At 53.4% G+C, this 20806-nt stretch carries 19 protein-coding genes and 2 pseudogenes; 9 read left to right on the top strand and 12 right to left on the bottom strand.

The genetic code is table 11. The features are described from left to right. Positions 1–492 precede the first annotated feature (492 nt). The 6 genes and pseudogenes from HUO07_RS22260 to HUO07_RS15910 form a co-directional block, all read left to right on the top strand. Positions 493–701 (top strand): annotated as a pseudogene (locus HUO07_RS22260) (IS701 family transposase); the annotation flags it as partial. A gap of 395 nt (positions 702–1096) precedes the next feature. Beyond that, positions 1097–2059: a Bug family tripartite tricarboxylate transporter substrate binding protein gene (locus HUO07_RS15930; protein WP_176304378.1), complete on the top strand. Its 963-nt coding sequence runs from the start codon at positions 1097–1099 to the stop codon at positions 2057–2059. Positions 2060–2106: 47 nt separating this feature from the next. Then, on the top strand, positions 2107–2610 hold the full coding sequence (locus HUO07_RS15925; protein ID WP_176304377.1) for a tripartite tricarboxylate transporter TctB family protein: 504 nt from the start codon (positions 2107–2109) through the stop codon (positions 2608–2610). A 64-nt stretch (positions 2611–2674) separates the two neighbouring features. Next, positions 2675–4168, top strand: coding sequence for a tripartite tricarboxylate transporter permease (locus tag HUO07_RS15920; RefSeq protein WP_176304376.1), 1494 nt, complete (start codon positions 2675–2677; stop codon positions 4166–4168). Between the two features lie 21 nt (positions 4169–4189). Continuing rightward, the gene (locus HUO07_RS15915) at positions 4190–5794 is read left to right on the top strand and encodes a gamma-glutamyltransferase family protein (protein WP_176304375.1); all 1605 of its coding nucleotides are present in this window, start codon (positions 4190–4192) and stop codon (positions 5792–5794) included. Positions 5795–5823: 29 nt separating this feature from the next. Continuing rightward, positions 5824–5985, top strand: a complete 162-nt coding sequence (locus HUO07_RS15910) for a hypothetical protein (protein WP_176304374.1) — start codon at positions 5824–5826, stop codon at positions 5983–5985. 147 nt (positions 5986–6132) lie between these two features. Here the strand turns inward: HUO07_RS15910 and HUO07_RS15905 are convergent, their stop codons facing one another. From HUO07_RS15905 to purU, 12 genes and pseudogenes are all read right to left on the bottom strand, one after another. Beyond that, positions 6133–6333, bottom strand: coding sequence for a hypothetical protein (locus tag HUO07_RS15905; protein WP_176304373.1), 201 nt, complete (start codon positions 6331–6333; stop codon positions 6133–6135). Between the two features lie 596 nt (positions 6334–6929). Then, a pseudogene (locus HUO07_RS15900) lies at positions 6930–7370 on the bottom strand (IS110 family transposase); the annotation flags it as partial. Between the two features lie 86 nt (positions 7371–7456). Next, entirely contained in the window at positions 7457–7579 is a 123-nt protein-coding gene (locus HUO07_RS22055; protein ID WP_281362663.1) for a hypothetical protein, read from the bottom strand. Further along, the gene (locus tag HUO07_RS15895) at positions 7576–8178 is read right to left on the bottom strand and encodes an FAD-binding oxidoreductase (RefSeq protein ID WP_217908929.1); all 603 of its coding nucleotides are present in this window, start codon (positions 8176–8178) and stop codon (positions 7576–7578) included. Before HUO07_RS15895 ends, HUO07_RS22055 begins: the two co-directional genes overlap by 4 nt. Positions 8179–8370: 192 nt before the next feature. Further along, positions 8371–8982 carry a helix-turn-helix domain-containing protein gene (locus tag HUO07_RS15890; protein WP_176304372.1) on the bottom strand — a complete coding sequence of 204 codons (612 nt, stop codon included), beginning with the start codon at positions 8980–8982 and terminating at the stop codon, positions 8371–8373. Between the two features lie 221 nt (positions 8983–9203). Continuing rightward, a complete protein-coding gene (locus tag HUO07_RS15885; protein ID WP_176304371.1) occupies positions 9204–9998 on the bottom strand; it encodes an IclR family transcriptional regulator in 795 nt (264 codons plus the stop codon). An 85-nt stretch (positions 9999–10083) separates the two neighbouring features. Beyond that, positions 10084–10815 (bottom strand): aminomethyltransferase family protein, encoded by a 732-nt coding sequence (locus HUO07_RS15880; RefSeq protein ID WP_176304370.1) that lies wholly within the window; start codon positions 10813–10815, stop codon positions 10084–10086. Between the two features lie 3 nt (positions 10816–10818). After that, a complete protein-coding gene (locus HUO07_RS22050) occupies positions 10819–13767 on the bottom strand; it encodes a 2Fe-2S iron-sulfur cluster-binding protein (RefSeq protein ID WP_281362662.1) in 2949 nt (982 codons plus the stop codon). Next, positions 13764–14060, bottom strand: a complete 297-nt coding sequence (locus HUO07_RS15870; RefSeq protein WP_027957677.1) for a sarcosine oxidase subunit delta — start codon at positions 14058–14060, stop codon at positions 13764–13766. The genes HUO07_RS22050 and HUO07_RS15870 overlap by 4 nt, the downstream gene beginning before the upstream one ends. A 16-nt stretch (positions 14061–14076) precedes the next feature. Beyond that, a complete protein-coding gene (locus HUO07_RS15865; protein ID WP_176304369.1) occupies positions 14077–15318 on the bottom strand; it encodes an FAD-dependent oxidoreductase in 1242 nt (413 codons plus the stop codon). A gap of 22 nt (positions 15319–15340) precedes the next feature. Then, positions 15341–16267, bottom strand: a complete 927-nt coding sequence (folD, locus tag HUO07_RS15860) for a bifunctional methylenetetrahydrofolate dehydrogenase/methenyltetrahydrofolate cyclohydrolase FolD (RefSeq protein WP_176304368.1) — start codon at positions 16265–16267, stop codon at positions 15341–15343. Further along, the gene (purU, locus tag HUO07_RS15855) at positions 16264–17130 is read right to left on the bottom strand and encodes a formyltetrahydrofolate deformylase (protein ID WP_176304367.1); all 867 of its coding nucleotides are present in this window, start codon (positions 17128–17130) and stop codon (positions 16264–16266) included. Before purU ends, folD begins: the two co-directional genes overlap by 4 nt. 667 nt (positions 17131–17797) lie before the next feature. Between purU and glnT the strand changes: the two genes are divergently transcribed. Genes glnT through HUO07_RS15840 form a run of 3 tightly spaced genes read left to right on the top strand, consistent with a single transcriptional unit; the run spans position 17798 to position 20794 of the window. After that, entirely contained in the window at positions 17798–19132 is a 1335-nt protein-coding gene (gene glnT, locus HUO07_RS15850) for a type III glutamate--ammonia ligase (RefSeq protein ID WP_176304366.1), read from the top strand. Positions 19133–19189: 57 nt separating this feature from the next. Further along, positions 19190–20107, top strand: coding sequence for a class II glutamine amidotransferase (locus HUO07_RS15845; RefSeq protein ID WP_176304365.1), 918 nt, complete (start codon positions 19190–19192; stop codon positions 20105–20107). 3 nt (positions 20108–20110) lie between these two features. Then, positions 20111–20794, top strand: a complete 684-nt coding sequence (locus HUO07_RS15840; protein ID WP_176304364.1) for a GltB/FmdC/FwdC-like GXGXG domain-containing protein — start codon at positions 20111–20113, stop codon at positions 20792–20794. The last annotated feature ends 12 nt before the right edge of the window (positions 20795–20806 follow it).

Raw genomic sequence — 20806 nt, 5'->3', positions numbered from 1 at the left:
ATGACCGACGGGGTTCCAGGTATAGGGCAAGAAAGATGGCTGGGAAAAGCCAGACTCATCGAAGTAGTACAGTTCATCTTCCCCTTGATCTTCCCAGCGTTGAGGCTCGTGGGTATTACAGAAGTCCGTCTCGTCACGCCGCTTTCAGAGATCGCCGGGCTCGCTTGATCGCCCAGGTGCTAGTTCTACTGTGTCGCAAAACGTCGCCATCGGTTATGCAAGGTCGTCATAATCCCTTGGTGCAGATATTAGCCTAGCGTTGTGATGTACTCACTCACATGTCGCTGAGCGCGTTGCACGACCCAGAGGCCGGTTCCCTTCTGGTAGGGTAGGTGCCGGGAACAGTGAGATTTTTTTGATATCGGCAACGTATCCGTTCAGCGACCATGAAGCCATACGCCACGATGCAGAGGCTAGTTCTACTGTGTCACAAATTGATTCTGCTTCAGTGTGATAACGATAACGTCTACCTAATGGTTTGAGGTTGAAGCTATGCCACATCACGCGCTCCATGACCATTTTGAGGCATATCTTGAGGAATTATCACCCAAATTGGGACATGCCGACCGAGTCGCCAGTTTCAAAGACTATGGCTATGGCTTGATGCTGTCTCTGCCTCGCAAGGCATTGAGCCTATCGCCGCCAGCGTCGACCCCGCTTATGTTCAGGCACGCCACCAAGCGCTTCATCATCTGGTCGCCGTGGTCGGATCACGCACTGTTGACAGATCTTGTTTCTTCAGGCGGCTCCGTCAGACGGAGATGTGCAGGTCAGAACTATCCCGCTGGTGACGCTAAGGCCCAGTAGGATTTATACAGCTTTCCCAGAAAAAAACGCGCGCTTGACAACAAGTTCGTACGCATCTACGATTTAAGAAATAATCGATTTTATTAGATAGATTGTTTTTTTATTATAAAATAGATTCATTTTCTATATGAATATTACGTGATGTAATGTGGCAAAATAAAAAAAGAAGCCTAGGAAAATTATTAAAATACCTAGGATCTGATGTTTAAAGGAGCGCGCACTCACACCCTGGCAGCTTGCTAAATGCAATCTAGCCTATGCCTTTTCTAAAATTACATAGGGTGTGCTAATGAAAACTTTATTTACTATTCCTGCAAGTTTCGCCGCCGCATTGAGCCTAGCTAGTTTCGGTGTCATGGCAGATGATTTTCCTGAAAAAGATATACGCCTCATCATGCCGTATGGCCCAGGTGGCGCCACTGATGTCATTTTCCGGCTTGTAACTCAAGAAGCAGAGAAGCATCTACCCGCTTCCATTGTTCCAGTCAACATGCCGGGGGCTGGCGCTACGCGTGGCTCACGCGAAGTCAAGGACTCGACACCTGATGGTTATACACTGCTAGGTAGCCATGACACTATTGTCACCTCCTATCTGTCAGGGATGGCAGATTACTCTTACGATGCCTTCGAGCCAGTTGCGTTACTTACCCAAACGGCAAATATTCCTGCTACTTATGCGGATCACTCTGTCAAATCAGCTGAGGATATTGCCACTTATATCGAGGAAAATGCTGGCGATGTTCGCATCGGCATGATCCCGAGTTCCACCGACCACTTCTTCTGGATACAGTTCTTTCAAGCCGCCGGTATAGATTCGGATGATGTACGTTTGATTGGCTATCCAGACACAGGATCACAGGTTAGCGCCCTGCTAGCCAAAGAGATCGATTTCAGCATGCTAGATATGCCATCTGGGCATTCGTTCTTCGAAAGTGGTGAATTCTTGGCCCTAGGTGTGGCCTACGATGAAAGGCTACCTGCTCTTCCCGACACGCCTACACTTGTTGAAGTGGGCATTGACTTTGTCGATACCACAAGCAGGGGCGTATTTGCCCCAAAGGGAACGCCAGAAAATCATGTTCAAATCATCTCAGATGCTTACAAGGCAGCGCTAGCTGAAGACAGTGTTATCAGCAGAATAGAAGGAGAGTTTGGCTCTACAGCCAATCACATCCCGCCTGAATCCTATAAAGATTATCTAAAGGAAAATGAAGCACGGTTGACAGAGGCAGCACAAAATATCGACTTTTAATTTTCCCAGTAACATTTCAGTTCGGGCAGGGCGGAAAAATCTCCTTCTTGCCTGAACTTTGGATAGATATTGATATGCGAAAAGAATACGCGTTGCTTACCTTCATGCTGACGGCATCAAGCATATTGTTTTATGAGTCTTTTAATATCGCGGAAAAGTCTAGATGGCAAAGTTTCGATTCAGCCACCTACCCTAGGGTGTTAATTTTACTCATAGCAATCTTCGCCTTGGGCGCTTTCATTGAATCTTTGATGAAGAACAATCGTAGTAATGAAATGATAAAGAAAATATCGGCAAGAATTAATCGTCGAGAACAAGCGTTAGTTTATTTAAAAACCGCTTCTATCTTTATTTATTTCTCGATCTATGCGCTAGCTCTTCCCCAATTAGGATATATCATATCAACAGGAGGCTTCATGCTAGTTTCGCAGGCAACGCTACTCGGCGTTAACACTATTAAAAAGCTGATCATGTTAACATCAGTTAGTGTAATATTTTCTTTATTTATTTATTTTGTATTCAGGTATGGCTTAAAGATATGGCTGCCTTAGCTAGTCACTACATGTTAGGCATGTATCGCCCAACGAACCGGCTTGATACTTGGAGAAAAAGACAATGATAGAGTCATTTTTACTAGCAATTGGTGAAATATCCAATGTTTACTCGCTTACCTTAATTTTTGTAGGTGTCGTTTTTGGAATCATCGGCGGCGCCATTCCTGGCTTTACCGTTACCATGGCCATTTTGGTAGTCTTTCCTTTTACCTTCACTATGACGCCAGTCAACGGCATATCTTTGATGATGGGAGTGTTCGTGGGAGGCTACTCGGGAGGTATTATCTCGGCTGTTATGCTTGGCATTCCGGGAACTCCTTCCTCGATAACTACAATTTATGATGGCTATCCCATGTCTCGCAATGGCGAACCTGGCAGAGCTCTTGGCATTGGTATTCTTTCTTCTTTTGTCGGCACACTTGTAAGTATTTTAATACTCGTAACGTTGGGGCCCCTGATAGCTAAATTCAGTATGAATTTTCGGCCGTGGGAAATTACCGCGTTGATTATCTTTGCTCTAACATTAGTTTCTAGCTTATCTAATGGAGCGATTCTCAAGGGATTAATGGCGGCGGCGATCGGACTTTTCATTACTACAGTGGGTTTCGATAGAAACAATACTTTGCGTTTTGACTTTGGATTTACCACACTATCATCTGGATTTGAAATACTTCCTGTTATGATTGGGGTTTTTGCTTTTACTCAACTCCTAAGTAATATCGAAAGTTCACGGTCCAATACGAACATAGCTCCCGTCATCAAGCGCCTGCCTTATGCTCAAGTGGCATCTGACGTATTTAAACAAAAGATTAATTTGATTAGATCTTCACTTATAGGGGCCTTCGTAGGAGCTCTTCCTGGAACTGGAGGAGAAATATCTAACTTTATCAGCTATGATCAAGCCAAAAAGCTTTCAAAAGAATCTGATAAATTTGGTCAAGGCTACCCTGGCGGTATTGTAGCTTCCGAGGCATCTAACAGTGCTGTCGTAGGGGGCTCATTAATCCCAACTTTAGCGCTAGGTATTCCTGGAGACTTGACCATGGCCATCATGATGGGCGTATTAATACTTCACGGAATTTCTCCTGGTCCAATGATGTTCGAACAGAATCCAATATTGCTTGGCAGCATTTATGCTAGCCTAATGATAGGCGCCGTACTAATGCTTATTTGTCAGTTATTCCTCATTAAATGGTTTGCAAAAATAGCAGCTATCCCTCAAGCAATACTCATTCCTACGGTACTTGCCTTGTGCGCTGTAGGTACCTATGCTTTGAATAATAATATTTTCGATATTTGGGTGTTGCTTATATTCGGCATTTTCGGATATTTTTTGTTTAAAATGAATGTTCCACTTTCTCCATTGATATTAGGGATCGTGCTCGGGGAAAATTTTGAACATCAACTTTATAGAGCCCTAGAACTAGATCCTAACTGGCATACATTTTTAACTCGTCCCCTATCCGCTACGTTTCTTATTTTGGCAGCAGCCTCGGTATTATTTGCTTATTTGCAATCCCGCAAAACCCGTCTCATGGCTCAGGCTAGCCTTTGAGAGTTATTCAAGGAGTTATCAATGAATCACGACCCTTATTACTATCCCTTTTCCTCTAGGCGCATGGTCACCTATGGCACTCATGGGATGGTGGCCACATCGCAGACGCTGGCTTCTCAAGCAGGCATGGAAATACTAAAGCAAGGTGGCAATGCCGTAGATGCTGCCATTGCTACCGCTGCTATGCTCACCGTGGTCGAACCCACCTCCAATGGACTAGGAAGCGATGCTTTCGCAATTGTCTGGATGAATGGCGAGTTGCATGGTTTAAATGCAAGTGGCCCTTCACCTCATGATATTTCGCGGAATGATGTTGTCGACGCTGGTCATGATCAGATGCCGGAACATGGCTGGATACCCGTGACCGTTCCAGGTGCCCCCGCTGGATGGGCGGCATTATCACAGCGGTTCGGTCGCTTGCCCTTCAAAACCCTACTTCAGCCGGCTATTCAGACGGCCGAGCAGGGTTATGTCGTAACCCCAACTGTGAGCCAGATGTGGCAGGAGGCTTATGAACTCTACCGCCGCTATGATGATCCGGTTTTCGATGAATGGTTTAAGGTATTTTGTCCCGAAGGGCATGCGCCTCGTCCTGGAGATATTTGGAAGTCTGGCGATCATGCTAAAACGTTAGCTCTCATTGCCGATACCATGGCACAGGATTTTTACTCAGGACAAACCGCAGAACGCATCGCATCAAGTGCTAAGCAGTCCGGGGGCTACTTAACGGGCATAGACTTAGTACAGTATGCGCCCGAGTGGGTAGAGCCGGTCAAAGTGAGCTACCGAGGGTATGAGGTGTGGGAAATCCCTCCAAATGGAGCGGGCCTCGTGGCGCTAATGGCACTAAATACTCTCAATCACTATGAGGACACCCATGATGAAGTCGAGACTTTGCACAGAAAGATAGAGGCGACCAAGCTCGCATATGTCGATGGGTTTCAATACATCAGCGATAAAGCTTATATGTCCACTGATGTGAATGCCCTGCTCGCAGCTTCTTATGCTGATGAGAGACGCGCCGAAATCGGTGAGCACGCCCTGACCCCAACCCCTGGAGATCCTGTAAAGAGTGGCACAGTGTATCTAGCAACTGCTGATGGTGAAGGCAACATGGTGTCTTTCATTCAAAGTAATTTCATGAACTTTGGTTCAGGAGTCGTAGTCCCTGGAACTGGTATTAGCTTACAGAACCGGGGCGCCTCGTTTTCGCTGGATCCGGAACATGTCAATGTTTTAGCTCCAGGCAAGAAAACCTATCACACCATTATTCCTGGTTTCCTGACTTACCAAGGTCGAGCCATTGGTCCTTTTGGTGTTATGGGCGGTTTTATGCAGCCCCAAGGGCACGTTCAAGTTATCACCGCCATGCTGGATGATAAATTGAATCCTCAAGCAACACTAGATGCTCCACGCTGGCGTTGGGTAGGCGGCAAGACCGTTGAGGTGGAACCTGGGTTTCCTGACTACTTGGCCCAAGCCTTGGTCAGACGAGGACATGATATTATCAGAGCTACCGACTCTATGCTGTTTGGTCGTGGTCAAATCATTCTGCGAGACCCAGATACCGGAGTGTTATGCGCGGGCACTGAACCACGTACCGACGGTAGTGTTGCTGCCTGGTAACGATGTCGCTTCGGGGCGACTGGCGCTTAATGAAATGGATCAGTCGAAGTGGACAGTCCTCGAAACGCCTCAATATTGGCAATGTAATTCCAGTGGATGATTTCGAGGCCAAAGACGCCGCGTGCCAAGTGGAAAACCAGCGCAAGCTGACTTATCAGCGTCGTGACGCTGGTTTGGACACGCCCGTCTAGAGCTAGTACTGCAGTTGTAGATGAGGGGCAGCCGCGGTCATGCTCTTGAAAAACAGTCATGACCTATGCGGGTACGTCCTTTCGCAGGCAGGCGAGTCGCAACACCGCCTGCTCGTTGCCTGTACGATCTTGAGCGCCACCAGAAGCTCATAAATCAACGAACACGGCGGGTGGCTGGGGTACGCGATTCACCGTCAACGAGAAAATGTCGGGCCGGCCATAATGGCCGGCTACATCTAGCGAGCGGCGTGAACGCAGCGCCGTTTTGATCTCGAACTCAGCATACAATATTCCCTTCTCGCGGTTCATTGGGGCCGCCATGACCTCGCCAGATGGCGCAATGGCCACGGCAATTCCCACGTTGATCCACTTATAGAGCCGGTCACGCTCGGGAAACGTATCGGGGATATCGCCTCCCTGTATGGCAGCGTCGGTGCCAATTACCCAGCAGCCGCCCTCCTTGGCAATATGACGAAGTGTGGCCAGGCCGGTGTCGCTTGAGTCTCAGGGGGATTGATGAAGATTTCCATGGCCTGGGTGTAAAGGGCATAGCGGGCCAACGGCATGTAGCACTCCAAGCAGATCAGGCTGCCGACCCGGTGACTATCCACACGTTGAGTTCGTCGGGCATGGTTTCGGTGTAAGCAATGGGATGGAGTCCTCCCCACCCTATAACGGCGTCGTTGCGCCACACTGGTGGGTGAGAGCATTACTTACCAGCTGAGGATGAGGAGAGCTCCCCATGAACATTACTCGGGTCGGCGTTGATATCGCAAAGTCTGTTTTTCACGTCCACAGTGTGGATCGCCATGACCAGGTCCAGTGGTGCGGCAAGTACTCTCGCGCTAAATGGCTCGATGCACACGAAAGTCGTCGGTCAGTCCGTTCTCGGCATCCTCCCGCCAGCGTGGCAAGGCCGCGCGCAGCTGGCCAATGCCGGTAGGTGCCACCAGTCCGTACTCGCCGATCAGGCCACGAATTTGGTTGGCCTTGGCAGTACGCTGCTGAACCAGTTCACTGCGGATGCGATGTGCCGCCTGAACATCCTGCTGCTCGACCGTCTTGACGGCGACAAAGCGCATGTGAGGCCGGCCCATGGCCTCGCAGATCGCCTCGGTATCCACGCGATCGTTCTTGTTGCTCTTGACGTAGGGCTTCACGAACTGGGCGGCGATCAGCTTGACGTGATAACCGCGCGCCTGCAGCACGCGTGCCCAATGATGGGCGGAGGCACACGCGGCGCCTGCGGTGACGCGCTTGACGATGGCGTCCAGCCACTTGTCACGCTGGTACTTGCCGCGCCATTGGACCTGATCATGGCGATCGACGCCGTGGGCATGAAAGACGGATTTAGCAATATCGACACCAACACGTGAAATACTCATGGGATGCGCTCCTCAGTCGGTGACCTCACCCTCTCAGTGTGGCGCACCGGCGCCGGTAGAGGGTGGGGAGGACTCCATACCATTGCTTACGTTTCGGTAAAGCGGGCGAACTGGGTGATGACCGATTTCGCCTGTTCGAAGGGAAAGACGATAAGACCGCACAGCATGTTCGGGCCCACAGGGTGCAGCTGAAACGTGAAACGGGTCACGATACCAAAGTTCCCGCCCCCGCCTCGCAGCCCCCAGAATAGGTCGACGTTTTCTGATTCGCTGGCATGTAGCTGTTGGGTTGTCCGTCTGCCGTGATGACATCCACGCCGAGCAGGTTGTCGACGGTCAGGCCGTATTTTCGGCTGAGCCAACCGAAGCCGCCCCCCAGGGTCAGGCCGGCCACCCCGGTGGTGGAGTTGATGCCCAGCGGTGTGGCGAGCCCGTATGCTTGGGCAGCGGTGTCGAATTCAGCGAGGGTACAGCCAGGCTCAACATGGCCTTGATGATGTTGTTGATCGATGTCTACTTTCTTCATCGGTGAGAAATCGATCATCACACCCTCATTGCAGACCGCATTGCCGGCAATGTTGTGCCCACCGCCACGAAGGGAGAAAGGAACACTATGTTGGCGTACGAAGTTTAGGGCGTGAACTACATCGGCAGGTGACGTGCAGCGAGCCACCATGGAAGGCCCGCGATCAATCATGGCATTCCATATCTGGCGCACTTCGTCATATTGAGGATTGTCAGGAAGAAGGACACTTCCTGCGAAACCGGTCTTGAACTCCTTGATTGCGGTTGGCGTAAGCTGGCTCATGACGACCACCATGAAGTGGGTACGGCGGTGCGCAGAAGGCGGGGTAGTGAGGAATACAACCTGGCTGGTGATTTGCCGTATGCCTCACAGTGGCCGCATTAGGGCATTTCTCCAATCTCAAATCACAGTATAGTCACGCCTGTTAATAAGGTCGTTTATTTACCTGGACATGTATATCAGAACGAGGCGGTATCAATCTTCATTGTCGTAATGAATAATCGAGAGCAGTTTGATGGGGACGTCTAACAGTTGCTCCGGCCCATGCGGTACGGCGGCATCGAATGCCAGGCTGTCGCCGGGGCCCATTTCATAAAACTGTTTGCCGTGTCGGTATAGAAGTCGTCCTTCAAGCAGGTAGATAAACTCGTGCCCGGCATGACTGAAGTTCGGGAAAACTTCGCTGGCATCGTCCATAGTGATCAGAAAGGGTTCGTAGCGCTTGATCGGCCCCTGGCGATAGCTGAGCAGATGATAGGTGTGGCCGACTTCGGTACCGGTGCGCACAACTTCCATGCCTTCTCCGGACTTTACGTGTTGCGCCCCCCGGCCGCCGATATCAAAATCGCTGAACAGCTTGGATATCGGCAGGTCGATGGCGTTGCAGAGGCGGCTTAGGGTGTCCAGGCTGGTCGACACTTGGGCGTTTTCGACCTTGCTGATCATCCCTTGGCTGAGTTCTGCAATGCGCGCCACGTCGGATATCTTGTAGCCTTGTGAGATGCGCTTACGTTTCAAAGCTCTGGCGATATGTTGCTCCAGGCTAAGGCGCGTTTCATTCTTGTCGGTGGTAATTTTTTCGCTCATAACCTTACAGGGCAATGTTTGTGCCACATTAGACGTGAATATGAAAAATAAAATACGTATATGAAATTATAAACCACGGAACGAAGCAGTGCCGCTTTATTGCTGACTCACATCCACGCTTTAGCGGCCTTGACATTAACCGGCTATCGAGAAGCTCATGCGCTTGTTTGGTGCGCGCAGCCCTCAGCTGCGCCACACACTGACCTGTATGCCGTGCATTATCAGGCTGGTTTGCTGCGCCTTTCAATGCTGCCCAGCTCGAAGGAAATACGCTCGGCGGTCGCTAATAATTGTTGTTTGAGATCTGTCATATAGGCGTCGCCATCGATCAAGGCGTCAGGGCCTGAAACGTTGATGGCCGCTACAATGCGCCCCTGATAATCCTTTAGCCCGGTGGCGATGGCGGTGGCATAGTCGGAGCGGTGAATGACCCAGCCTGTCGTGCGGTCGTTGGCAATCGCCTGTTTCAGTTCGGGGAGCGTGCGAGGTGCCGGAGCGGGGTAGCCATCCAGGCGCACGTGCTGATAAAGGGCATCGAGTTCGGGTTCGTCAAGATCCGTCAGCAGGACTCTGCCCATGGCGCAACTGTGGCAAGCGATGCGCGTGCCCACGGGCACATTCACGGAAAGCCGCTGCGACGCAAAGGAGCGGTATATATACACCGCATCCTGACCTTCGCGCACACTAAGGTGGCAAGACATCGACACTAAATTGCGCAGAGCATTCAGGTGCGGCATGACGATATCAACGATGTCTCGGCTAGCAAGATAGCTGAAGCCGTGGGAAATGACCTGGGGGCCTAGTTGATAGGTGTTCTTGGCTACTTTCTCTAAGTAGTTCATCTCGGTCAGGGTGGTCACGATACGGTAAATGGATGACGTAGTGACCTCCAGCGCATCGGCAAAATCCTGGGTGGTGAGTATCCGGTGCTGACTGTCGAAGAGTTCGAGGATTTTAAGGCCTCGATAAAGCGCGGGAACCGTATAGTCGATCTCTTTGCTGGAATGTGTCGCCATAGCCGTAATAAGGTTCCTGACTGAATGGATTCGGTGTGTGAACAGCCTGGTGGCTTCCCGTCGCCACCAGGCTGTTCAGCCTGCATTACGCTGGATGATGATGACGCAACGCCATGATATTAAGCTCTTTCCCCTCGAATTCCTGCATCGCATCAAGAAGAATAGGCCAGAAATAACATGCCGAAGCGCTATCCACCAAGAGATAGAGGCAGGAAAGATCCGCTTGGCTGGCGTTGATAATGATGGCATTGGCCCGCGCGACAGAGGTTTGAGCGACGTGGCCCGGGGCAAACGCTTTAGGTGACAAATCAACGCCGCACAGCTTCGCCATTACATCGCTGGCATGGGAGCCGGTCAAGGCAAGCCAAGCGTGCGTATCCTGGCGGGGGAGAAGATAGGCATCAGGCAGACGATGGGCACGCTCGGCCGCCTGCCACGCTAGCTCATCGCGGCTGATGCGCTCGCCGTCATCGGCAAAGCTGCCCAGCAGCAGATATTCGCTGGCGGATAGCTTGGCTACTAGGCTGCCATCTTCTTGGCGTAGCGCTTGATTGGGCGCAGCGGGTAGCTGGTAGTGCTTCTCGCTGAGTATCGTTGCTGCCTTCTTGCCGCGTAACCCGACCCGTGCCAGCGCGGACAGATCCGTTAACCCGCAAGCGGGCGCGACGGTAGTTGGCTCGACCTGTGTTTCATCCTGCCCAGCCTTGATCGCATAGCCGCCCAGGTGTTGCCACCCGGTCGCGTTGGGCTGGTTGGCCTGGTGAAGATGGTAAAGCGGCGTACGCTTGGTGGTGAGAGTGTCTTCCAGAGTCGCCATGGTTTACATCTCCTGTCGGCTGTTGTTGGCATCGTAGAACGGCAGTTTGACGACCTCGGCGTTAACTTCATCGCCGCCTTCAACACGAATGGTGATATGGCTGCCGGGCGTCGCTTTATCGGCGCCAGCGTAAGCCAGGCCGATGATCGCGTCCTGACTAGGTGAGTATTCACAAGAGGTCACGTTGCCGGTGATATCGCTGCCTTCCAGCACAAGGTGGCCTTCCAGCGGCTTGGCGGAGGTTGCCGGTAATCGGAAGCCGACCAGGCGGCGCTTGGCGGGCTGCTCATCGAGAATATCCACGGCACGGCGGCCGACAAAGAACGGCTTTTTGCGATTGACCGCCCAGCTCATGCCGATCTCGGAAGGGTGGCTCATGCCGTCGGTATCCTGGCCAATGATGACATGGCCTTTTTCAAGGCGTAGCAGCCGCTGGGCTTCGACGCCAAAGGGGCGGATACCGAACTCTTCGCCCGCTTTCATCAGCAAGTCCCAGAGGTACTCGCCATAGCGTGACGGCACATGAAGCTCATAGCCCAGCTCGCCGACGAAACCTACCCGCAGCAGGCGCGCTGGCGCTTCACCGGCTTTACCTTCACGCAGCTCCAGGTAGGGGAACGCTTCAGGCGAAAGATCCACCTCGGTGCAGACTTTTTCCAGCACCTTGCGCGATAACGGCCCGGCGACATTCACCGCCGCGTAAGCTGACGTGACATTGGCGATATCCACGTCCAGGCGCCATTGGGCATTCCACTGCAGCATGCTCTGATACACGCGCGCCAAGCCGCTGGTGGTGGCGGTAACGTAAAAGTGATTCTCGCCAAGGCGGCAGGAAACACCGTCATCAACCACGACGCCCTGCTCATTGGCCATGGCGGCGTAACGGGTACGCCCCACCGGCTGCTTGAGGAAGCCGAAGGTGTAGATACGGTTGACGAACTCCGCGGCGTCCGGCCCGCGCACCTCGATGCCGCCCAGAGTGGAAACATCGATCAGGCCGACCTTTTCCCTGACATGAATCGCCTCTTCCTGCATGCAGCGGTCACGATCCAGGTGGCCACTCGTTGCCGAGGGGTAAAAGGCCGGGCGTTGCCAATCGCCCGCTGGCATCATCTTGGCGCCGAGTTGCAGATGGCGCTGGTGCAGTGGCGTGACCCGGAAGGGGTCGAAACTGCGACCGGCCAGGTGGGAAAGGGTTTCAGCGGTGAACGGTGGGCGCGCGGTGGTAACCCCGGTTTCGCTGACGGTGCGGCCCGTGGCGTCGGCGACCAGGCGCGCGGTGGGCAGCGCCGAATGGCGGCCTTGCGAAGGGCCCATGCCGACGGTTGAGAAACGCTTGACTAGCTGCACGTCTCGATAGCCGTGGCGCGTTGCGTTGATGATATCGCGAATTTGCAGATCTTCATCAAAATCGACGAATTCCTTGCCCTTGGGGTGGGCAAAAATGGGCCAGGGAAAGTTTACCTGCTTCGGCGCTCCCACCAGGGGAGCGGCTTCAGTAGCTGGCAGGTCGAGGCTGTGCAGCGCCTGGGTACCGGCGATGACGCCGTCTTGCAGTACCTGGTCAAGATCGTGCAAGCCGTTGACCGAGCCCGCCACGTACAGGTGCTTGGGCAGGTTTGAGAGGGAAAATTCAGCCACATCATCGTTATAGGTCAGCTTGCCACCCGCCTGACACAACAGTTGATACATCGGCATATAGCCAGCGGCCATGCACAGCAAATCGCATTCCAGCGTTAGGCTATCGTCAGCCACCTCGCCACGGCGGGTGATGCGCCGCACATCAACACCGGTCACGTGGTGCAGGGTTTTGTCGTGTAGCGCCTCGAATACGGTGTGCTCAACATGCAGCGGAATACCATGCTGGTTGATTGTTTGGGTGAGGCGGGTGTCGACCGGCCCAGCGCGCATATCCACCAGCGCCGCGACCTCAATTCCCTGTTCGTGCAAGTCGAGTGCTGCTAGGTAGCCATCGTCATTGCCAGTGAGCACGACGGCGCGTTTACCAGGGCGTACCGCGTAATGGCGAATCAGCCGCTGGGCGGCGCTGGCCAGCATGACGCCAGGCAAATCGTTGTTGCGAAAAATCGCCGGTTGATCAAACGCGCCAGCGGCAACGATGCACTCCTGGGCGCGAACCTTGTACATCCGAGTGCCCTGGATCACGGGCAGGAAGTTGTCGGTAAACCAGCCATTGCAGGTGGCTTTGCACAGCACATGAATATTGACATGCGCTTCAACCGCCGGGATCAGCGCTTCGCGTACTTGACCGGCACGCACGCCTGCATCATCGAAGCGGGCGTAGGTTAGCGCGCCACCCAACTGAGATTGCTGTTCAACTAGCAGCACCTTTGCGCCCCCTTCAGCGGCGGTCAAGGCCGCCTTCAGGCCCGCCGGTCCACTGCCGACCACAACCACATCGGCAAACAGGTAGGCCTTGTCGTGATAGCTACCGGTGGCATTAAGATCGTATCTGCCCAGCCCGGCCTTCTTGCGAATCAGCGACTCCCAGAACTTCCAGGCACCTTTAGGCTTATAGAAGGAGCGGTAATAGAAGCCCACCGGCATGAACTTGGAGAACTTGCCCAGCTTCATGTCGCTGTCGTGATCCAGGCTGCCGCTGTAGTTCTGGCCGGTGACGGCCAGGCCTTGGCTGAGCGGGTGCGTATCCGCCAGCACATTGGGCTCGTCGGGTAGCTGAACCAGTGTATTGGCGTCCTGGCCTGCCATGGTCAGCGGGCCACGAGGTCGGTGATACTTGAAGGAGCGCGAGAGCAGGTAGCGGCCATTGGCGATCAGCGCGCTGGCTAGCGTATCTCCTTCTACCCCATGGTAATTCGTGCCTTCGAACTGAAAGGTGATCGGCTGCTGGCGATTGATGAGACTACCCATCGGGGCCGGGAGGCGTGTTGGCATGGTCTGAATATTTTCAGGTGAGACATGGCGGTTCATGAGCGTTTCTCCTCGACGGCAAACTCGATGCGCTCCTGGAAAATTTCCTGGGGATCAAAGGTGCGCAGAATTTCATCGGTGACGGTGTGCCGCTCGGCAAGAAACCAGTAGCTGGAGGCAACATGCATCCACCACTCGGTGATAACGCCCGCGGTGTTGTCGCTGTAAAAAACGTAGTCTGCCCATTCGCGGTCGCTACAGGTGGTGGGGTTCGGCATGGGTTTTAGCTCCCCGCCATGGATGAATTCGCTGATGTTGCGTGGCCCGTTGAGCGGGCAATTCATGATTTTCATTGCGTTTGCCCTCTCGTTAGTGGCTGGCCGCCGTGGCGCCCATTTCATTGACTTGCTGGAAGTTAGCAAAGCGCTCCAGGCGGAACGGTTGAATCAGCTCGGGCACTTTGCCGCCGCTGGCGACCATTTCCGCCATGGTCTTGCCGCAGATGGGCGTCGCCTTGAAGCCCCAGGTGCCCCAGCCGGCGTCCAGGTAATAGTTTTCGATCGGACTCTCGCCCATGATCGGGCTGTAGTCGGGGGTCATGTCGGTAACCCCGCCCCACTGGCGCATTAGCTTGGCCTTGGCCAGAAACGGGAACATCTCGATGCCGCTGGCAATCAGGCTTTCCTTCATTTCCAGCGTGGAGCGCGTGTTGTAGAGGGGGTAGGGGTCTGACCCACCGCCGAAGACCACTTCGCCGCGGCTGGTCTGCTGAACGTAGCAGTGCAGGGCGGAAGAGCTGACCAGCGGGTCCAGAAAAGGCTTTACGGGTTGGGTGACCATCGCCTGCAGGGGATAGCTGATGATGGGTAGCCGGAAACCGGCTTGCTTGGCCAGCACGGAGCTATGGCCAGCAACAGCCTGAACGGCGCAGCCGCACTGAATGGTGCCGCGGTTGGTCTCGACGGCGGTGATACGCCCGCCTTCGATGACCAGGTTACGGACTTCCGTCAGTTGATGAATTTCAACGCCGCGCTTGGCCGCTTCCTTGGCATAGCCCCAGGCCACGGCGTCGTGGCGAGCCGTGGCACCGTCGCGGTGCCAAAGTCCCGCGAGCACGGGCAGGTGGCCAGGGTCGAGGTTCAGCGAGGGCACCAGCTCACGAATCTGCTGGCGGTCAATCATGTCGGTACGCCCACCGAAATGCTTGTTGACCTCGGCCCGCTGGCGGAACGAGCGCACCGTGGCGTCGGTGTGGGCTAGAGTCAGCTGGCCGCGCTCCGAGTACATGACGTTGAAATCGAATTCGTTGGATAGATTCTGGAAAAGTTTGACCGACTCGCTGTAAAACTTGACTCCTTCTGAGGTCAGGTAATTGGAGCGGATCACGGCGGTGTTACGCGCCGTGTTGCCACCGCCAAGATAGGCTTTCTCAAGTACTGCTACATTGGTGATGTTGTGATACTTGGCTAGGTAATAGGCGATCGCGAGGCCGTGGCCGCCGCCACCGATGATCACCACATCGTAGGAGGGCTTGAGCTCCTTGGGTGGCGGCAGATCCACATCAACGGGGTAGTCCGATGACAGGCCATATTTAAGCAGTCCAAAAGGCATGGAGATGCCCTCCTGTATCGTATTAGGTAAGTGCTGGTTGGCCCGCTTGACGGTGCTGCCGCTTGGTCGCTGCGACGGTATTCTGCATCAAGTAGGCAATCGTCATGGGGCCGACACCGCCGGGCACCGGCGTAATGGCTTTCGCTACTTGGCTGGCGCTTGCGAAGTCCACGTCGCCGACCAGGCGGGTCTTGCGCTCCCCTTTATTCTCGCCATCGACCGCCTGCTCAACGCGGTTGATCCCCACATCGATCACCACCGCGCCGGGCTTGAGCCAGCTGGCATCGATCATTTTCGGGCGACCCACCGCGGCGACGACAATATCGGCCTGGCGGGCGATGGCTTTGGGATTGACGCTACGCGAGTGCAGCAGCGTCACCGAGCAGTGGGCGTGCAACAGCAATGAAGCCATGGGTTTGCCAACGATGTTGGAACGCCCCACGATCACGGCGTGCTTGCCAGTTAAATCGCCACAGGTTTCCTGCAGCAGCCGCAGGCAGCCGCTGGGGGTGCAGGGCGTCAGCACATCGCGCCCCTGTACCAGGCCGCCCACGTTGGCGTGATGGAAACCGTCGACGTCCTTCAGCGGGTCTATGGCCTGAATAACGGCTTCTTCGTCGATCGTATCCGGTAGCGGTAGTTGCACCAGAATACCGTTGACCTCGGGGTCTTTGTTTAGCGTGTCGATCAACGACAGCAGTTCGGCTTGGCTCAATGTTGTGTCGAAGCGGTGTTCGAATGAATGAATACCGACCGCTTCCGCCTTGCGAATCTTATTTCTTACGTACACGTGGCTGGCGGGGTCTTCGCCAATCAGCACAACGGCCAAGCCGGGGATGGTGCCTTCGGCCGCCAGGTGTTTAACGCTTTCGGCGACTTCGGCTAGCACCCGCTCGGCACAGGCTTTGCCGTCAATGAGAGTCACAGAGGCTTGGGTCGTTGTGCTCATTGGAAAATCACCGTCTTGTTCTGATCGAGAAAGACACGGTGCTCAAGGTGGTACTTGACCGCACGAGACAGGGCGATGGTTTCGGTGTTGCGGCCAACGGCGACCAGGTCCTGGGGGCGATAGGTATGATCTACGCGCTGAACTTCCTGGTCGATGATCGGCCCTTCGTCGAGATCCGACGTCACGTAGTGAGCGGTAGCACCGATCAGTTTCACGCCTCTCTCATGCGCCTGATGGTATGGCTTGGCGCCTTTGAAGCCCGGCAGGAACGAGTGGTGAATATTGATCGCACGTCCGCTCAGCTTCTGGCACAGGTCATCCGATAGGATTTGCATGTAACGCGCCAGCACGACCAATTCGGTCTGGGTTTCTTCGACGATATCCATGATGGCCGCTTCCTGCTGTGGCTTGGTCTCCTTGGTGACGGGCAGATAGACAAAGCGAATCCCCTCCCGCTCGGCCATGGGGCGAAGATCCAAGTGGTTGGAGACGATGGCGGTGATTTCCATGTCCAGCTCACCCTTTCCATGGCGGTACATCAAGTCACTTAGGCAATGGTCAAACTTGCTCACCATCAGCAAGACACGCATCGGCTGTGAAGAGCTGTGAATCTGCCAGTCCATCTCAAAAGGCTGCGCCACCCCCGCGAAATCATTGCGTAGTGTCTCGATGTCCGGCGTAGTGCCCTCATTGAAGCGAAACTTGGCGCGTAGAAAGAAGCGCTTCAGCTCTTCATCGTCGTATTGGGCCAGTTCACTGATATAACAGTTGTTTTCGCTGAGATATGAGGTTACTGCCGAGATGATGCCGGATGTCGCTGGGCAAGAGACGCGAATAATATAGTTATCATCATGAATGCTCATTTTTTCTCCTATATAAAATAATATATTTATATTTGGATATAATTGTCTTTTTTATCCAAATAAAATAGAAATAAAATCCTTATTTCATAGAGTAGCTTTGTATTTGTGTTTTTGTCGAGATGGTTATCCAAGCGCTCTATCCGTTCTGTTCAGTCATCAAGGCCACGCTGCTCAAGTCATCAAACCCGCTTTCCCAAGCGAGGCCATTGGCGTAATATCAGCGCTTCATTCTTTTAAGGAAATAATAATTCCTTTCAGTAAAGCAAAAAGCTTGCCATGTGCGGGCGTGACCAGGACAAACGGTGCATATCTTGCTTTATTTCATATAAAAAACAATTAATTAATGAATGAATTTTAAGTAAGCAAAAACGGAAATTTTCAGGTTTTATTTTTTATATGTGTTTTATATGTGCGTTTTGTGTTCGTTGTTGGTGCGATTTTTAGATGATGTGCACTGTTACGGCGCGGGATACATAAAAGCGATGGAGCGGAAGTAGAGTCGGCAGGGGTGCTGATAACAAACAATAAAATATTTAATTTTTTATAAACAATCACTTAGGGTTGTCTGATTGCGATGGAGAAGGCGGTGAAATGATATTGGCACACTAAGTGCTTTTCCTTTTGGGAAATATAGTTTCTTGAAAGGAATTATCACGAGGGTAATAATATGTCTCCAGAAGCTGCCGTTAAATTTATCAAAGATAACGATGTGCGCTATTTGCTGGCTCAATTTGTTGATATTCACGGCGCGGCTAAAACCAAGTCAGTGCCGGCGAATTGTTTGATGGACGTGGTAGAAAAAGGTGCTGGTTTTGCAGGCTTCGCTGTTTCTGGCCTAGGTATGGAGCCGCATGGCCCTGATTTTATGGCGAAAGGGGATTTAAACTCGCTTTCGCTGGTGCCGTGGCAGCCTCGCTATGCGCGCATGGCTTGCTGTGGCTATGTCAACGACGAGCCTCATCTGCTTGATAGCCGTGTCGTGTTGCTTAAGCAATTAGAGCGGTTAAGTGACAAGGGATGGACGCTAAACACCGGTTTAGAGCCTGAATTTTCATTGTTTAAACGTGGGGCCGCAGGAGAACTGCTGCCTGTAGACGAGAGTGATACGCTCGCCAAGCCCTGTTACGACTATAAAGGCTTGTCGCGGTCTAGAGAGTTTCTGGAACGCTTGGTGGAAGCACTGCAAAGCGTTGATTTCGATATTTATCAAATCGACCATGAAGATGCCAATGGGCAGTTTGAGATCAACTATACCTACAGCGATGCGCTGACATCCGCTGACCGTTTCACCTTTGTGCGCATGGCCGCCGGTGAGATTGCCAATGAACTGGGCATGGTGTGCTCCTTTATGCCCAAGCCGCATGCCGACCGGCCGGGCAACGGTATGCACTTCCATCTCTCGATTGCCGATCAAGACGGCAAGAACGTCTTTGGCGATGACAGCGATCCGCAGAACCTGGGGCTTTCCCCCACGGCGTATCACTTTCTTGGCGGCCTGCTGCATCACGCGCCAGCGCTGTGTGCCTTCGCGGCACCCACGGTTAACTCTTATAAGCGTCTTGTCTCGGGCGGTTCAAACAGCGGCGCAACGTGGGCACCTGTGTTCATTACCTATGGTGATAACAACCGTTCAGCCATGGTGCGTGTGCCTTATGGTCGTTTGGAGTTTCGTCTGCCGGATGCTGGCTGTAATCCTTATTTGGTGCATGCCGCTCTTATTGCTGCTGGCCTCGATGGCATTGACCGCCAGCTGGATCCCGGCAAAGCACAAAATATCAATTTGTATGAACTGACGCCCGAGCAGTGTCGCGAACAAAAGATCGATATTTTACCCCAGTCACTCACTGAGGCGATTGACGCCCTGGAAGCAGATTCCGTGCTGCGTGAAGGGCTTGGGGAAGCAATTACCGACGAGTTCATCAAGGTCAAACGTGAGGAGTGGGCTGAATACAGCAGCCAGGTCAGCGATTGGGAAATCCAGCGCTACGCGGAATTTTTCTAATGATTGAGTCTTATCGAAACGTAAGACATGCACTGACGAATAAGCCGAGGTAATGCTATGTGTGGAATTGTTGGGCTTTATCTGAAAAACCCTGAACTGGAAAGCCGGCTGGGTGAACTGTTCGAGCCGATGCTTATCGCCATGACAGACCGCGGGCCGGACAGTGCCGGCTTTGCTGTTTACGGTGATGAATATGACGCTGGCGTCAAACTGACGCTGCAAAGCGACGATGCCGATTACGATTGGCAGGCCTTGGCCGACCGCCTGGAGGCTGCCTTTGGTAGCCTGGACTCGTGGTTCCAGAATGCCAACGTGGCCGTGCTTAAACTGGCCAGTGAAGAAAAGCAGGTGCTGAGCTGGGTGGCTGAAAACGCCCCGGACGTCAGGGTGATGAGTGCCGGACAAAGTATCGAGATTTTAAAGGGGGTCGGGCTTCCTACTGAAGTGGCGGCGCGTTATAACCTGAAAAGCATGCGTGGCAGCCATGCGATTGGCCACACGCGCATGGCCACCGAAAGCGCTGTCACGCTACAAGGCAGCCATCCGTTTTCGACCGGGCTGGATCTGTGCCTGGTGCATAACGGCTCGCTTTCCAACCATAACCGCCTGCGCGATAAGCTTAAGCGCCAAGGCATCAGCTTTCAGACCGACAACGACTCGGAAGTGGCTGCTGGCTACTTGACGTGGCGTATGGCCAAGGGTGAAACCCTGAATCAAGCCCTCAAGAGCGCGCTTAAAGATCTGGATGGCTTTTTTACCTTTACTATTGGCACCCGCGATGGTTTTGCCGTGGTACGTGACCCTATCTCCTGCAAACCTGCGGTGATCGCGGAAACCGATGATTACGTCGCGATGGCCTCCGAGTATCGCGCGTTAGCCGATCTGCCAGGCATCAAGGAAGCCAAGGTGTGGGAGCCGGAACCGGCGAAAATTTATGTGTGGGAACGTGATGGTGCAAAGGTGGAGGCCGCCTAATTTATGAAAACATACGACCTTTCAAGCGACAGCCTGCGTGAACTCAACCAGGCACTTCACGATGCGGACATAACTGCCAGCGAGCGTGAATGGCGCGTTGCTAATCCGAACGGGGCGCACAATATTGCCTGCGGATTAAATGATGCTATTAGCGTCGATATTGATGGTCACGCGGGGTATTACTGCGCGGGGATGAACCAGAAGGCCAATGTCACCGTGCATGGCAACGTCGGTGTTGGCGTTGCTGAGAACATGATGTCCGGCATGGTGCATGTTAAAGGCGATGCGTCCCAATCGGCGGGCGCCACGGCTCACGGCGGCCTGCTGGTGGTCGATGGCAACGCGTCGGCGCGCTGCGGCATCTCCATGAAAGGTGTCGATATTGTCGTCAAAGGCAATATCGGGCCCATGAGCGCCTTTATGGGCCAATCGGGATGCTTGGTGGTGTGCGGCGATGCGGGTGAAGCGCTGGGGGATTCGATTTATGAAGCGCATATCTATGTCAAAGGGTCGGTCACTTCCCTGGGCGCTGATTGCATCGAAAAAGAAATGCGCCAAGAGCACTTGGATGAAGTAAGCGACCTGCTTAAGCGTGCCGGAGTTGAGACTGACCCTGCTGCCTTCAAGCGCTATGGGTCGGCACGCCAGCTATACAACTTCAAAGTCGATAACGCCTCGGCCTACTAATCAGGAGCCTGA

The sequence above is a fragment of the Vreelandella maris genome (genome assembly GCF_013371085.1).
In the GTDB taxonomy this organism is placed as follows: Bacteria; Pseudomonadota; Gammaproteobacteria; order Pseudomonadales; family Halomonadaceae; genus Vreelandella; species Vreelandella maris.
This window is presented reverse-complemented; position numbering and strand designations above follow the sequence as displayed.